Here is a 13,521-nt window from a genome sequence, read left to right on the forward strand (position 1 = left end):
GGGAGTCACACCGCGACGGACCGCCGGCCCGCCACCTCGGGCGGCGGTCCGGCGGTCCGGCGGTCCGGCAGGGCATGCGGCTGACGTCCTAACCGCGGCCGAGGGAGCACTCGGTCAGCGGGTCGTCGCCGGCGCCGGGCATGGCCACGGTGTGTCCGGCGGCGGGCTTCCTGTCCTGCCCGATCCACTCCTCCATGGCCGTGAACGCCGAACGGTGACAGGGCGTCAGCGGCCGGAGCCGGTCCGGGAACACGTCGTACAGCGAGTCGACGTGGGTCCCGCCCTCGACGCGGTAGTAGCGGAAGAGGCTGTCACGGCCGGCCTCGCGCACCATGCGCGCGTAGACGTCCGACCCCTCACCGATGGGCAGCAGCACGTCCAGCGTGCCGTGCAGCGTGATGAGCGGCTTCCCGATCCGGCCCGTCAGCGCGATCCGGTCCACGGCCCTGTGCACCTCGGGCGGGCGGGAAGCGTAGTCGTAGTCGGCGTCGCACGCCGGTGTCCCCGGAGCGCAGAACGGCGTCCCGGCCTCCGTGGCTCCGTCGAAGGCGGGGTCCAGTTCCTCGCGGTAGATCCGCTGTGTCAGGTCCCAGTAGTACTGGTGGTGGAACGGCCACAGGAACTCCGAGCCCGCCGGGTACCCGGCCGCGACCATCTCCCGGTGCGCCTGCCCGGCGCCGACGCCGCCGGCGGCGTAGACCGGATAGCTGCGCAGCGCGGGCGGCAGGAACGTCAGCAGGTTCGGGCCCTCCGTGCGCCACAGCGTGCCCTCCCAGTCCACCCCGCCGTCGTACAGCTCGGGGTGGTTCTCCAGCTGCCAGCGCACCAGATAGCCGCCGTTCGACATGCCGGTGGCGAGTGTGTGCCGCGGCGGCCGGTGGTAGCGCTGGGCCACGACCGCGCGGGCGGCCCTGGTCAGTTGGGTGACCCGGTCGTTCCACTCGGCGACGGCCTCCCCGGGCCGCCGGCCGTCCCGGTGGAACGCCGCCCCGGTGTTGCCCTTGTCGGTCGCGGCGAAGGCGTAGCCGCGGGACAGTACCCAGTCCGAGACGGCCCGGTCGTTGGCGTACTGCTCACGCACCCCGGGGGAGCCCGCGATCACCAGGCCGCCGTTCCACCGGTCGGGGAGCCGGATGACGAACTGGGAGTCGTGATTCCAGCCGTGGTTGGTGTTGCCCGCCGAGTCGTCGGGGAAGTAGCCGTCGATCTGGATGCCCGGCACACCGCTGGGCGTGGCGAGCCCGGCCGGGGTGAGCCCCGCCCAGTCGGCCTGGTCCGTGTGCCCCGACGCGATCGTCCCGGCCGTCGTCAACTCGTCCAGGCACGAGAGTTCCTGGTGCCCGGCGCCGGGCACCCGCAGTGTCTGCTGCCGTGCGCAGTGGCCCGGCTCGCCGGCCTCCGCGGCGGGGACGGCGGTCAGGCCGAGGAGCAGCGCGGCCCCTGCGACCACCCGTACGGCGCGGCCGAGCGGGCCGGTGCGTCCGCGGTGCTCGGGTGAGATGCCTGGCGGCAGGACGAACGGCACGGAAGGGCCTCCTGTGGTGAAGTGGCGGGAAGGGTGGACATCCGGGCACCCGCGGGTGCCCGGACGGTTCAAGGTGCTGGAGATCAGGGGCAGTTGCCGTCGGCGATGACGTAGTGGCCGGCCGGTGACTCCTTGAGCGTGTGCGTGACGAAGGTGTTGTAGAGGCCCATGTTCTGGCCGGACCCCTTGGCGTACGTGTAGCCGCCGGTGGTCGTCGCCCGGCCCGCGCGGACGTGCGCGTAGTTGCTGCCCGTCCAGCAGACCGCCGCCGCCCCTGTGGTGGACGCGGTGATCTGGGCCGACCGGGCGCCCTCCGTCCCGGCCGCGTCACGCGCGGCGACCCGGTAGGCGTGCGTGGAGCCCGCGGCGAGAGGGGTGTCGGTGAACGAGGGGCCCAGCGGGGTGGCGACCCGGGTCCCGTCGCGGTAGACGGCGTAGTCCGAGGCGCCGTCCACCGCCTGCCAGGCGAGGGCGATCGAGGTGTCGTCGCTGCCGGTCACCGTGAGGCCGGCCGGGGCGGGCAGACCACCGGGATCCGGGTCTCCGCCCGCCAGTCCGAAGAATCCGGCCACCCAGTGGCTGGAGCAGATCGAGTCGATGAAGTGCGCCGTGCCCGTACGGCCGCACTGCTCGGGGCCGCTTCCCGGGTCGACGGGCGTCCCGTGCCCGATCGACGGCACCCGGTCCACCTCGACGGCGACCTTTCCGCTCCCGTCCAGATACTGCTCCCTGCGCGTGCCGTTGGCGCCGATCGTCGACGTCCGGTCCGGGGTCTGATCGATCCCGTGCATGGCGGTCCACTGGTCCCTGAGCTCGGCCGCGTTCATCGGGGCGACCGTGGAGTCGTTGTCGCCGTGCCACACGGCCACCCGCGGCCACGGTCCGGTGTACGACGGGTAGGCGTCCCGGACCCGCTGCGCCCACACGGCCGGCGTACGGTCCGTGCCCGGATTCATGCAGACGAACGGGCCGGTGTCCCGGGTGCAGTCGTACGGCATGCCCGCGATCACGGCGCCCGCTTCGAAGACGTCCGGGTAGGCGGCGAGCATGACCGACGTCATCGCGCCGCCCGCGGACAGACCGGTGACGAACGTACGCCCCGCGTCGGCGCCGTACGCGGACTCGGCGTGGGCCACCATCTGCCGCACGGAGGCGGCCTCGCCCTGTCCGCGCCGGTTGTCCGACGTCTGGAACCAGTTGAAGCAACTGTTGGCGTTGTTGGCGGACGTCGTGCCCGCGAGGACCACGAGGAAGCCGTGCCGGTCGGCGAGGGTCGTGAGTCCCGAGTTGTCGGCGTACACCTGGGCGCTCTGCGTGCAGCCGTGCAGCGCCACCACGAGGGCCGGGTCCGGCGCGAGCGACGCCGGCCGGTACACGTACATGTTCAGATTCCCCGGATCGGCACCGAAGTCGGCCACGTGCTCGAGGACGACGGCGGCGTGCGCGACCGGAGCGGGCGAGATCAGCAGACCGCCCGCGACGACGGCGAGCGCGGCGCCCAGCCGTCCGGCGGCCCGGCGCAGCCGGCGGACCGTCCGCACGCGCACCGGCTCTGGCGTGCTTCCACACAGCGGCATCCGGACCTCCCACGGGTGACGAGACGATTCCGGTCACAGTAGGAACGCCCCGTGCGCCGAGGAATGGTGACGCCACCCATAGCCGCGCCCGCCGACGGCGGTTCGCGCCCTCTTGCGCCGACGGTGCCCCGGCTGCTAGGCGGCGTCCCTCTTCGGCGACGTACGCCCCGTGGTTGCCGACGGCCGCGTTAGGGAGGGACGGCGGACGGGCACACATGCGACCGGTCGCCCCGCCGTGAGGAACCAGCACACGGGAGGGCGCCAGGCCCGTCGCCGAGGCACAGGAGAGCCCGAACATGAGCAGCGTGCCCGAGCCGACGCGGCTGCGGCGCCAGGTTTCGCCTCTGGAGCTCTTCTACGACCTGGTCTTCGTCTTCGCGGTCTCGCAGCTCTCCCACCACCTTCTGGAACACCTCACGTGGCGGGGCGCCGCGGAGACGGCGGTCCTGTTGGTCGCCGTCTTCGGTTCCTGGGCCTACACGAGTCTGGAGGCGACGTTCCTCGACATCGGCCGGCTGGTGACGCGGTGGATGGTCGTCGTCGCCATGGGCCTCGGGCTCTTCATGAACTCGGCGATCTCCCGGGCCTTCGCCGACCGGGCCTGGGCCTTCGTCGTCCCGCTGCTGGCGATCCTGTTCGTCGCGAACGCGGTCACGGCCCTGGCCGCCCGGAACGACGCGCTGCGCGAGCACTTCCGCCGCACCCTCGTCTGGACGGCCGTCTCCGCACCGCTGTGGCTCGTCGGGGCCACGGTCGGCTCCGGGCCCCGGCTGTGGTGGTGGGCCGCGGCCGCACTCGTCGACCTCACCGGCACCTGGCTCGCCCATCCGCTGCCCGGCCGCAGGCTCATCAGCCGGGAGATGGAATTCGACGCCGAGCACATGGTCGAACGCCTCCGGCTCTTCTTCATCATCCTGCTCGGCGAGACCGTCCTCACCGCCGGCCGCGCGCTGACCGACTCTCCCTTCGACGCCGCCGGCGTGGTGGCGACCGCCGGTGTCTTCGTCGCCCTGGTGTGCCTGTGGGCCGCCTACTTCGGCGGTGGCGAGAACGTCGTCACGACAACCGTCGCCGCCACGGGTGGCGACGCGTTGCGGACGGTTCGCTTCGGGGTGAACAGCGCCTACCTCGTCGTGGCGGCCCTGGTCGCTCTCGCCGTCGGCAGTGAACTGCTCATCGCCCACCCCACCGGCCACGGCTCCGTCACCCTCGCCCTGCTCCTCTTCGGCGGCCCCCTCCTCTACTTCGCCACCACCGCCTGGTTCTTCCAGGCCACCGCCCGCGGCGCCTGGGTGGAACGTCTGATCACGTGTGTCGCCCTCATCGACGGAGGCATCGCGGCGATCTGGCTGCCCCCGCTCGTCTCCCTCGCCTTCCTCGACGCCATCCTCATCGCGGCTGCCGCGGTCCTGGCCCGCTCACACCGCAAGCTCGCCCGCTCGCTCGAGGACGCCTCGGCGACCTGAACACCGGCCCCGCCGTCACCGGTGCACGGCCGCGTCGCGAGGAACGCTCGGTCGTGGAGCGTCGTCCGGAGCGCGGCTGCGCCGGGCGTAGGCGCGGGCGGCGCGGGCACGGTCGCCGCAGCGGGTGGAGCACCAGTGGCGTCGGCCGTGGGTGCGCAGGAGGAACCGGTCGCAGGGGGCGGAGCCGCAGGCTGCGAGGAGGTCGGCGTCGGGGCCGGTGAGCAGGTCGGCGGCATCGGCGGCGAGGGTCGCCAGCGCGTGGTTGACGGCCTGGTCGGTGGGGTGGGCCTGGACGCGGCGTGGGCCCTGTGCGCCGTCCCAGGCGAGCAGGGGCGCGGTGGGCAGGGCCGTGAGCGCCTCGTTCACGGCCCGCAGGGACTTCTCGGGCGGGGTGGTGCCGTCGACGCGCGCGGTGAACAGGGCCCGCACGTGGTCGCGCAGGGTGCGCATCCGCTGCGCGCACACCTCGTACAGCCGCACCTCCGGGGTGGTCAGGTCGTGCAGCGCGAGCCAGCGCATGGCCGAGTCGGGGGCGGCGAGCAGGTCGTAGCTCTGGCCGGCGGGCAGGGTCGCGGTGGTGTCGGCGAAGTCCAGGGAGGTGTGCCGGTCGGCGCCCGGAGCCGGTGGCAGAGCGGCTCCTCGGGCGTCGGTAACCACGGTCTCGTTCATGCCCTCATGGTATCGCTTGCGTTTTTCCGTGACACCGACCTACGCTGCATCACGGAAAACATGGAATTAATCCGTGAGAACGAGGAGTCATGAGCATGCCTCAGCACGACACCGAGCAGATCCAGGTCCGCACGTTCGGCGGCCCCACCGCCCTCTTCGAGTACGGCGGCCTGCGCTTTCTGACCGACCCGACCTTCGACGGCCCCGGCGACTACCCCTCGGCCGGCCCGACCCTGGTCAAGACGGCGCCCGCGACCGCCGCCCCCGCCGACCTCGGCCCCGTCGACGTGGTCCTGCTCTCGCACGACGAACACGCGGACAACCTCGACACCTCCGGTCGCGCCCTGCTCGACGACGTACCGCTGACCCTCACCACGCCCGGCGGCGGACAGCGCCTGGGGAAGAAGGCCAAGGGCCTGGCCGACTGGGAGTCGGTCGAGCTGGACCGTCCGGACGGTGGCGGCACGGTGACCGTGACCGGCGTCCCCGCCGTCCACGGCCCCGGGCCTCGTGAGAAGGTCGAGCCGTTCACCGGCCAGGTCGTCGGCTTCGTCCTGACCGGCCAGGGCCTGCCCACCGTCTACGTCAGCGGCGACAACGCCTCCCTCGACGCGGTCAAGGAGACGGCCCAGCGCTTCGGCCCGGTGGACACCGCCATCCTCTTCGCCGGAGCGCCCCGCTTCCCCATGCTCTTCGACGGCGGGCTGCTCGTCCTGGACAGCGCCCAGGCCGCGGAAGCCGCCCGGATCCTCGGCGCACGCCGCGTCGTCCCCGTCCACCACGACAGCTGGACCCACTTCACCGAGGGCCGCGACCAACTGGAAGCCGCCTTCACCGCCGCGGGCCTGGCCGACCGCCTGGACCGGGACTGGCTCCGGCGCGCCTGACCCGCCGGGCCGGCGGCGACGGCCGCGGCCCGCGGTGACGCGACCGATGCGTCAGGACCTCCGGGCCCTGCCGGGAAGTCGTCGCTCCCGCACCCCTGCTGGGGGACGCGCAAGCGGCAGACCTTAGATCAGCACCGATCCGAGGACGACCGGAGCCCGTGCCGGCGCACCGGGGGCGAGGCCGGACGTGCTGCCCGGCTGCTGCGGGGCGGGCTCCTCCGGCGCGTCGGGTGCCGGCCCGTCCGGGGATTCTTCGCCCGAGTCGGGGGCGGGTTCGGAAGGGGGTTCCTCCGGCTCCGACGGAGGATCGGCGGGGGCCGGCTCCGATCCGGGCGGCGGTGCCGGCGGCGATTCCTGCGACGGGGGCTCGGGCGGGGGCGGGGCCTTGGGCTTCTCCGACGGCGGCCTGCCGCCGTCCGGAGGGGAGGCGTCCTTGGAGGGGGCGGGCTCCCGGGAGGGAGCCTTGGTCTCCTTGTCACGGGTCCCGGTGTCGCCGGCCGGCCGCTTGATCCACTTGTCGTCGTCGCGGAGCACGAAGCTCTTGACGGGCTTGTCCGCGGGAGCGACGACGATGACCTTCGAGGGGTGGTAGCCGGGCCATGCGTCCCCGATGGCGCGGGGGGTGTCCTTCTGTGCGACGGGCGGGAGCAGGGGGTTGCCGCAGGCGCAGCGCACCCGCGGCACCCCGCGGTCGTCGACCAGCACCGCGGTTCCCGCCTGCAGCACGGCCTGGTAGGCCCTCGGTCCGCCGTCCTTGAAGCCGTGGTTCGTCACCCGGGTGTCCATCCGCAGCTGCACCGGGGTCAGCGAGCGCAGGAAGTCCGGGACGCGGGACGGTTCGATCCGGTGGACCTGCGCGAAGGCCCGGTTCCTCGCCGGATCCGCGCCGAGCGCGGTGATCTGCTTCTCGACGTCGCAGCTGGCCGCCTTGCGGGTGCCTTCGTACAGTCCCGGCGCCGAGCCCTCGACGCTGCGGGTCACGTTGGGGGACGTGGTCCGGTCTCCGTCCGGCTCGGCGGCCGGTGTCGACGCCGGCGGCGAACTCTCCTTCGCCGTCGACTCGGTGAAAGGATCGGGCCCGGTCGAGCCGGCGGCCTGGAGGAACACCTCACTACCGCCGCCGCCGGCCCCGCCGGAGCCGCTGCCGCCCGGGCGGGTCAGCACGACGGCGAGCACCACGGCGGCCACCAGCGCGACGGCGACCGTCGCGATCCGGGGGACTGACCGCCACCAGGGCCGCCCCGGGCCCTCGTGCGAACCGGTGGGGCCACCGCCGCCGGGCACGGGACCTGCGGGGCCGTCCGGACCGCTCGGCGGACCGGCGGCGCCGCCCGAAGCGCTGCTGCCCGTGGGACCGCCGGGCGGGGGCGGCGGTGTGGGACCGCCCGGCTGCGAGGGACCGGAGAGCGGACCCGGAGGCGGGCCTGTCGGGCGACCGGAGGACGGCGGCGGTTCGGCACTCACAAGCTCTTCTTCCCGGGCGTAGGAAGGCGGAAGGCGCGATCACTTCCGTTCTGTCACTTGATGTGCCTATTGTCTGCCCGCCACCCCGGAGACCCGCAAGCCGACGCGGTCGGCCCCGCCCGGGGAGCGTGCCCCGGCCGCCGTGCATAGCGTGGCAGCGTGAGTCAGCAGGCATCGAGCAGCCCCGCCGGCGCGACCCGGCCGCCCCACGGCTGGATCCACGCGCTCGCCGCGGTACTCGCCGGCCTCGTCGTCATGGCCGCCGTCGCGGCGCTGGGTCTGTGGACGGCCGGCGCGGCGGACCTGCCCGACGGCGGCTTCCTGCCGGTGGTCGCGGCCGTCGTCGTGATGGCGGCCGGCGGCACCGTGGAGGTCGCCGGGGACGCGGGAGCGATCGCGGAGACACGGGCCGGACTCACGGCGCTGCCCCTCTCCGTGGCACTGGCCGGAGCGCTCGTCCTGGCCGCCGGATTCCTCCGGCCGCTGCGCCACAGGGCCGTCGCCTCGGCCGGTGAACTCGTGGGCTGGGCCGCCCGGCTGGCCTTCCTCTGGCTGCTCGCCCTCATCGGCCTCGGCGCGCTCGCCCGCCACACCTTCACGATCCCGGTCGAGGATCCCACGGGCGGATTCCTCGAGGAGTTCCTGGACATCAGCCCTCGCGTGGGGTTCCGCACCGATGTCCCGCTCACCCTCCTGTTCGGCCTGCTGTGGCTGGCTGGTGTCCTGGCTCTCGCCGTGGCCGTGTCGCGCGGCAGCCCGCTCCCCGCCCGGCTGCTGCGTTTCCAGGAGTCGGTCCGGCCGGCCGCGTACGCCATGGTCGCCCTGCTCCTCGCGTACGTCGCGGTCGGCGTGGTCATCGGCATCGTCGTGGCCCTGACCCGCGACAGCACCGCCGACACCTTCGCCGTGATCTTCCTCGGGCTGCCCAACCTCGTCTGGCTGGCTTTCACACTCGGTCTCGGCGCCTCCTGGGAGGGCAAGGTCGAGGGGCCCTTCGGCCTGCCCATGCCGAAGCTCCTCGACGAGGTGCTGCGCAGCGGCGACATGTCGACACTCGACCTCGCGGCCCTCGTCGAACGAGACGGGCGCGCGTGGTGGCTGCTCGTCGCCGCGGTGGTACTCGTGACGGGCGCGGCCTTCCTGATGGCCGTCCGCTCACCGGCCGGAACGCGGCTCTGGCAGCACGCCCTCCACATGGCCGTCGCCCTCGTACTGACCGTGCTGACCGTCTGTCTGCTCGTCAGGCTCTACGCGCACTACGGACTCTCCCTGCTCGGTATCGGCGACCTCGGTGGCGACCTGACCGGAGAGGTGGCGCTGCGCCCGAACCTGTGGCCCGCCCTCGGCCTCGCCGCCGCGTGGGGGCTGGTCACCGGGGCGATCGGCGGGCTCCTGGCGACGCGCGTCCACCGGCGCGGCCAGACCGCCGCCCCACGTCACTGACGACCGGTCCCGGCGGTGCCGGGGAAGACCGGCAGCGCCCACCGCGGCGGATCCGGCGGGGGAGGGGTCCCAGGAGGCGGGAGCGTGCCGTGGGCGCCCACCCCCGTCGCCGGCCGGCCGCCCTCGCCCGGTCCCCTGGACACGGCGGACGCCGCCGCACGCAGGGCCGCCACGAACTCGCCGCAGGAGTCGTAGCGGTCGTCCGGGCTCTTGGCGAGCGCCCTGGCCATGACGGTGTCGACGGCTTCGGGGAGATCGGGCCGCTCCGCGGTCAGCGGCGGCGCCGGATCGTACTGATGCGCCCACAACAGGGCCATGTCGTCGTCACGCCTGAACGGCGGACCGCCGGTCAGCGTCTCGAACACGACGCAGCCGAGGCTGTAGACGTCGCACCGCCCGTCGACCGGCCGGCCGGAGATCTGCTCCGGGGCCACGTAGTCGAGCGTGCCGACGAACTGCCCGACGGTGGTGAACCCGGTCAGCGACAGGGACTTCTTCGTCAGACCGAAGTCGGTCAGATAGACGTGCTCGGGGTGGTCGCTGTCGGTGCCCTCCGCGACCAGGATGTTGCCGGGTTTGACGTCCCTGTGCACCAGGTCGTGCGCATGCGCGGCGTCCAGCGCGGACGCCACCTGCGCGGCGATGCGGCCCGCCGTGACGGCGGGCAGCGGACCCTTGCGGTCGAGCAGCACCCGCAGATCCTGCCCGGCGACGTAGCGCATGGCGATGTAGAGCAGGCCGTCCGTCTCACCCGCCTCGAAGACCGGCACGATGTGCGGGTGGTCGATCGACGCGGCGACACGTGACTCGTGGGTGAACCGCTTGCGGAACGTGTCGTTGCGGGCCAGTTCGGGAGCGAGCAGCTTCAGGGCGACGGTGCGGTCCAGACGCAGGTCCCGCGCGCGGTAGACCACCGCCATGCCGCCCCGGCCGATCTCCCGCTCCACCAGATAGCTGGCCACCTCCTTGCCGACCAGCTCGGACGGCCTGCCGCCGGGCATCCCGGGAAGCGGCGTCATCGACGCTCACCACCACGAGCGGACGGCCCTTCGGGACGGTCCACGATCCGGGTGGCGTCGGGTGATTCGGGGTGGTCGACCACGTGCGTCGGGTCGGGCGGGGCTTCGGGGTGGTCGACGACGCGGGTGGGGTCGGGCGGGGCTTCGGGGTGGTCGACGACGCGGGTGGGGTCGGGCGGGGATTCGGGGTGGTCGACGACGCGGGTGGGGTCCGGGCCGGGCGCCGGCGTCGCGACCACCTGTGTCGGTTCCGGCAGGGCCGGGACGGGGCCGGGCGCTGCGGAACCGCCGCCCGCGTCCGCGTCACCCTTCGCCTCCGACGCCCCCTCCGCCTTCGGCTTCGACGCCGGGCCGTGCGAGGTCGCGAACGTGCTCAGGCCGAGTCCGTCGCAGTAGACCCACCGCTCGTGTTCGGCGTCGTACAGCCATACCTCTTCGCCGTCCACGACCACGCCCGCCCGCAGCCCTCTTGTCCGGCCGCGGAAGGACTCGCCGTCGGACAGGCCGTCCGCCAGGTCGTCGGCGGCACGCCGGTAGCGGGCGAGCGTCTCGGCGGCGCGGGTGAGCAGCGACCGGGGGTCCGCGGTCCGGGACGGGGGCCGGCCGACGGCCGGCGGCTCCTGCGGCACGGCGACGAGCAGACGTCCGTCGACCCACGCGGACCAGCCGTTGGCGCACACGATCTGCCCCCAGTCGCCGCGCCGCTCGGCCAGCTGGACCGGCAGCAGCGGGTCGAGCGGTGTCGTGGGCCGGGACACGTCGGGCGTCTCCCATGCGGGCATGCCCCAGGGCGGCACGACATGCGTGGCGCGGAACTCCCATGCAGCCATGGCGGACCCGGCCTACTTCCGCATCACGGCGGGCTCGTGCCGCCGCAGCAGACGGGCGACCAGGAGACAGAAGAGCGCCGACAGCACCAGCAGCATTCCCATGTCGAGCAGCCACACCCCCGCCGAGTGCTCGAAGAGCGGATCGGCCGTCAACTCGCCGGGGACGATACGGCCCAGGCCGATCGTGCCCGCCATCGCCCCGAGGGCCCACCGGGACGGGACCAGCCACGCCAGCTGCTCGATCACCGCCACGCCGTCCAGCTTCAGCAGCGCGCCGCAGAAGACGACCTGCACGATCGCGAGGAGCACCAGCAGCGGCATGGTGACCTCCTCCTTGCGTACCAGGGCGGAGATCAGCAGGCCCAGCATCATCGCGGTGAACGACAGCAGTGCGACGGCCAGGGTGAGCTCCGGCAGTGGCGGCAGCAGCACGCCTTCGCCGCCGGGCGCGCCGAGGTCGACCCCGGCCAGGGCCACGAGGGTCAGCACGATGGCCTGGAGCACCGTGATCGTCCCGAGGACCACCACCTTGGACATCAGGTACGCGGACCTGGACAGGCCGACGGCCCGTTCCCGCTGATAGATCGGCCGTTCCTTGACCAGCTCGCGCACCGCGTTCGCCGCGCCCGTCAGCACGGCCCCGACGCACAGGATCAGCAGGGCGTTCAGCGCCGTCTCCCGGTCGAGCCGGCCGCCGGCCAGCGCGCGGGCCATCGCCCCCATGACGAACGGCAACGCGATCATGATGACGAGGAAGGTGCGGTCCGCGCTCAGCGCGGCCGTGTACCGCCGCACCAGCGTCAGCAGCTGCGCACTCCAGCTCTGCGTCTTGGGCGGCGGCGGTACGGGGCCCGGGGCACGGCCGGCGGGCAGCCGCGGCTGGGCGGTGGCGCCGACGATGTACTGCGAGTTGAAGCGGGATCCGCGGTACATCTCCGCCCAGTCCCTGCCCCGGTCGCTCTCGAAGGCCTCGAACGCCTCGGGCCATTCGGCGAAGCCGAAGAAGCCGAGGGCCTGCCCGGGCGGACCGTAGTAGGCGATCCTCCCGCCGGGCGCGAGGACGAGCAGCCGGTCGCAGACGTCCAGGCTGAGCACGCTGTGGGTCACCACGACGACCGTGCGCCCGTCGTCGGCCAGGCCCCGGAGCATGTGCATCACGGAGCGGTCCATGCCGGGGTCGAGCCCGGACGTCGGCTCGTCGAGGAAGAGCAGGGAAGGCTTGGTCAGCAGCTCGAGCGCCACGCTGACACGCTTGCGCTGGCCGCCGGAGAGGGAGTGGATGGGCTGGCCGGCCCGCTGATCGAGCCCGAGCTCGCGGATCACCTCCGCCACCCTGGCCTCCCGCTCCGACCGTTCGGTGTCCTGGGGGAAGCGCAGCTCCGCGGCGTAGGAGAGGGCGCGGCGGACGGTCAGCTGGGCGTGCAGGATGTCGTCCTGCGGCACGAGTCCGATGCGCCGGCGCAACTCGGCGTAGTCGCGGTAGAGGTCGCGCCCGTCGTACAGGACGGTTCCCCGCTGCGCGGGCCGCAGCCCGGTGAGCGCGTTCAGCAGGGTGGACTTTCCCGCGCCGCTCGGCCCGACCACGGCGAGCAGGCACTTCTCGCCGACGGGGAAGGAGACGTGGTCCAGGAGGGTCTTGCGGCCCCCGTCCACGGAGACCGTCAGGTCCTGCACGTCGAGCGAGACCTCGCCGGTGTCGACGAACTCCTGGAGTTCGTCGCCGACCAGCACGAACGCGGAGTGCCCCACGCCGACGATGTCGCCTGCCCGCACCGGCGCCCGGTCGACGGGCATGCCGTTGAGGTAGGTGCCGTTGTGGCTGCCGAGGTCGACGATCTCGTACGTGCCGTCGGGCCCGGTGCGCAGTTCCGCGTGCCGCCGGGAGACCACCAGGTCGTCGACGACGAGCTCGTTGTCGGGTGACCTGCCGATGCGCACGGTGCGGGCGGGCAGCGGCCGCACACTGGTCGGTCTGCGGAAGGTCCCGGTCGCGGCGGGCATCGACACGACGGGCGGCGGCCCGGGTTGCGCGGCCGGCGGTGCGAGCGCAGGTGACGGGACGACCGGTGGTTCGACGGCCGGTGCTTCGACGGCCGGTGGTGCCAGGTCGGCGAGCACGGCCCGCGGGCCGTCGGCGGCGCTCCCGAAGCGGAGGACACTGCCGGGGCCGACCACCCGCACATGGATCCGACGGCCCTCCGCGTAGGTGCCGTTGGTGCTGTTCTCGTCGGCCACCGTCCAGTGGCCGTCGTCGGCCCGTAGCACGGCGTGGTGCCAGGAGACGCGCGGGTCGTCGATCACGATGTCGCTCAGGGGATCACGCCCGACGTGGTACGCCCGGGTCGGATCCATCACCGTGGAGCCGCTGTCGGTCTCCATGACGAGGGCGGGCGCAGTCGGCGTGCCAGGCCGCTCTGCCATGTTCGAATTCTAGCCATATGCCCGGTTCCGCGCCCTGTGGCCGCGTTCAGGGGGTTCCGGATCCGTCGCGGCGAGTCCCGGACGTCCAGCAGGCCGTTGGGGTCGCGTGTTGCGGTGAACGGGTGGCCGGTGCACTCTGATGGTTACCCAGAAGCGACACAGGCTCACTCTTCGTACTCGGGGGCCACATACGAATGACGGGCCGTCGCGGTGAGGAGCC

General features: G+C 73.4%; 10 protein-coding genes. 3 read left to right on the forward strand and 7 right to left on the reverse strand.

The features are described 5' to 3' along the window. Nucleotides 1–88 precede the first annotated feature (88 nt). Nucleotides 89–1,525 carry a tannase/feruloyl esterase family alpha/beta hydrolase gene (locus tag SPRI_RS33155; protein WP_374987840.1) on the reverse strand — a complete coding sequence of 479 codons (1,437 nt, stop codon included), beginning with the start codon at nt 1,523–1,525 and terminating at the stop codon, nt 89–91. An 83-nt stretch (nt 1,526–1,608) separates the two neighbouring features. After that, nucleotides 1,609–3,072, reverse strand: coding sequence for an extracellular catalytic domain type 1 short-chain-length polyhydroxyalkanoate depolymerase (locus SPRI_RS33160; protein ID WP_037775432.1), 1,464 nt, complete (start codon nt 3,070–3,072; stop codon nt 1,609–1,611). A 326-nt stretch (nt 3,073–3,398) separates the two neighbouring features. On the opposite strand from SPRI_RS33160, the gene SPRI_RS33165 reads away from it, so the two are divergent. Next, on the forward strand, nt 3,399–4,568 hold the full coding sequence (locus SPRI_RS33165) for a low temperature requirement protein A (protein ID WP_005320954.1): 1,170 nt from the start codon (nt 3,399–3,401) through the stop codon (nt 4,566–4,568). A gap of 15 nt (nt 4,569–4,583) precedes the next feature. Here SPRI_RS33165 and SPRI_RS33170 read toward each other — a convergent pair whose 3' ends face one another. Continuing rightward, the gene (locus SPRI_RS33170; RefSeq protein ID WP_005320956.1) at nt 4,584–5,237 is read right to left on the reverse strand and encodes an ABATE domain-containing protein; all 654 of its coding nucleotides are present in this window, start codon (nt 5,235–5,237) and stop codon (nt 4,584–4,586) included. An 89-nt stretch (nt 5,238–5,326) separates the two neighbouring features. On the opposite strand from SPRI_RS33170, the gene SPRI_RS33175 reads away from it, so the two are divergent. After that, nucleotides 5,327–6,124 (forward strand): MBL fold metallo-hydrolase, encoded by a 798-nt coding sequence (locus tag SPRI_RS33175; RefSeq protein ID WP_005320957.1) that lies wholly within the window; start codon nt 5,327–5,329, stop codon nt 6,122–6,124. Nucleotides 6,125–6,247: 123 nt separating this feature from the next. Here the strand turns inward: SPRI_RS33175 and SPRI_RS33180 are convergent, their stop codons facing one another. Next, nucleotides 6,248–7,588, reverse strand: coding sequence for a DUF6777 domain-containing protein (locus tag SPRI_RS33180; RefSeq protein ID WP_078951326.1), 1,341 nt, complete (start codon nt 7,586–7,588; stop codon nt 6,248–6,250). A 159-nt stretch (nt 7,589–7,747) separates the two neighbouring features. Between SPRI_RS33180 and SPRI_RS33185 the strand changes: the two genes are divergently transcribed. Then, entirely contained in the window at nt 7,748–9,031 is a 1,284-nt protein-coding gene (locus SPRI_RS33185) for a streptophobe family protein (protein WP_005320959.1), read from the forward strand. Here SPRI_RS33185 and SPRI_RS33190 read toward each other — a convergent pair. From SPRI_RS33190 to SPRI_RS33200, 3 genes are read right to left on the reverse strand one after another with little or no spacing between them, the layout of a single operon-like run. After that, complete coding sequence (locus SPRI_RS33190) at nt 9,025–10,050, reverse strand: serine/threonine-protein kinase (protein ID WP_053557609.1); 1,026 nt, start codon at nt 10,048–10,050, stop codon at nt 9,025–9,027. The two genes, SPRI_RS33185 and SPRI_RS33190, sit on opposite strands and share 7 nt — an antisense overlap. Next, nucleotides 10,047–10,880, reverse strand: coding sequence for a hypothetical protein (locus SPRI_RS33195; RefSeq protein WP_053557610.1), 834 nt, complete (start codon nt 10,878–10,880; stop codon nt 10,047–10,049). Before SPRI_RS33195 ends, SPRI_RS33190 begins: the two co-directional genes overlap by 4 nt. Before the next feature lie 12 nt (nt 10,881–10,892). Beyond that, entirely contained in the window at nt 10,893–13,301 is a 2,409-nt protein-coding gene (locus tag SPRI_RS33200) for an ABC transporter ATP-binding protein/permease (protein WP_037775436.1), read from the reverse strand. Nucleotides 13,302–13,521: the final 220 nt, after the last annotated feature.

Source organism: Streptomyces pristinaespiralis, from assembly GCF_001278075.1.
GTDB classification, from domain to species: Bacteria; Actinomycetota; Actinomycetes; order Streptomycetales; family Streptomycetaceae; genus Streptomyces; species Streptomyces pristinaespiralis.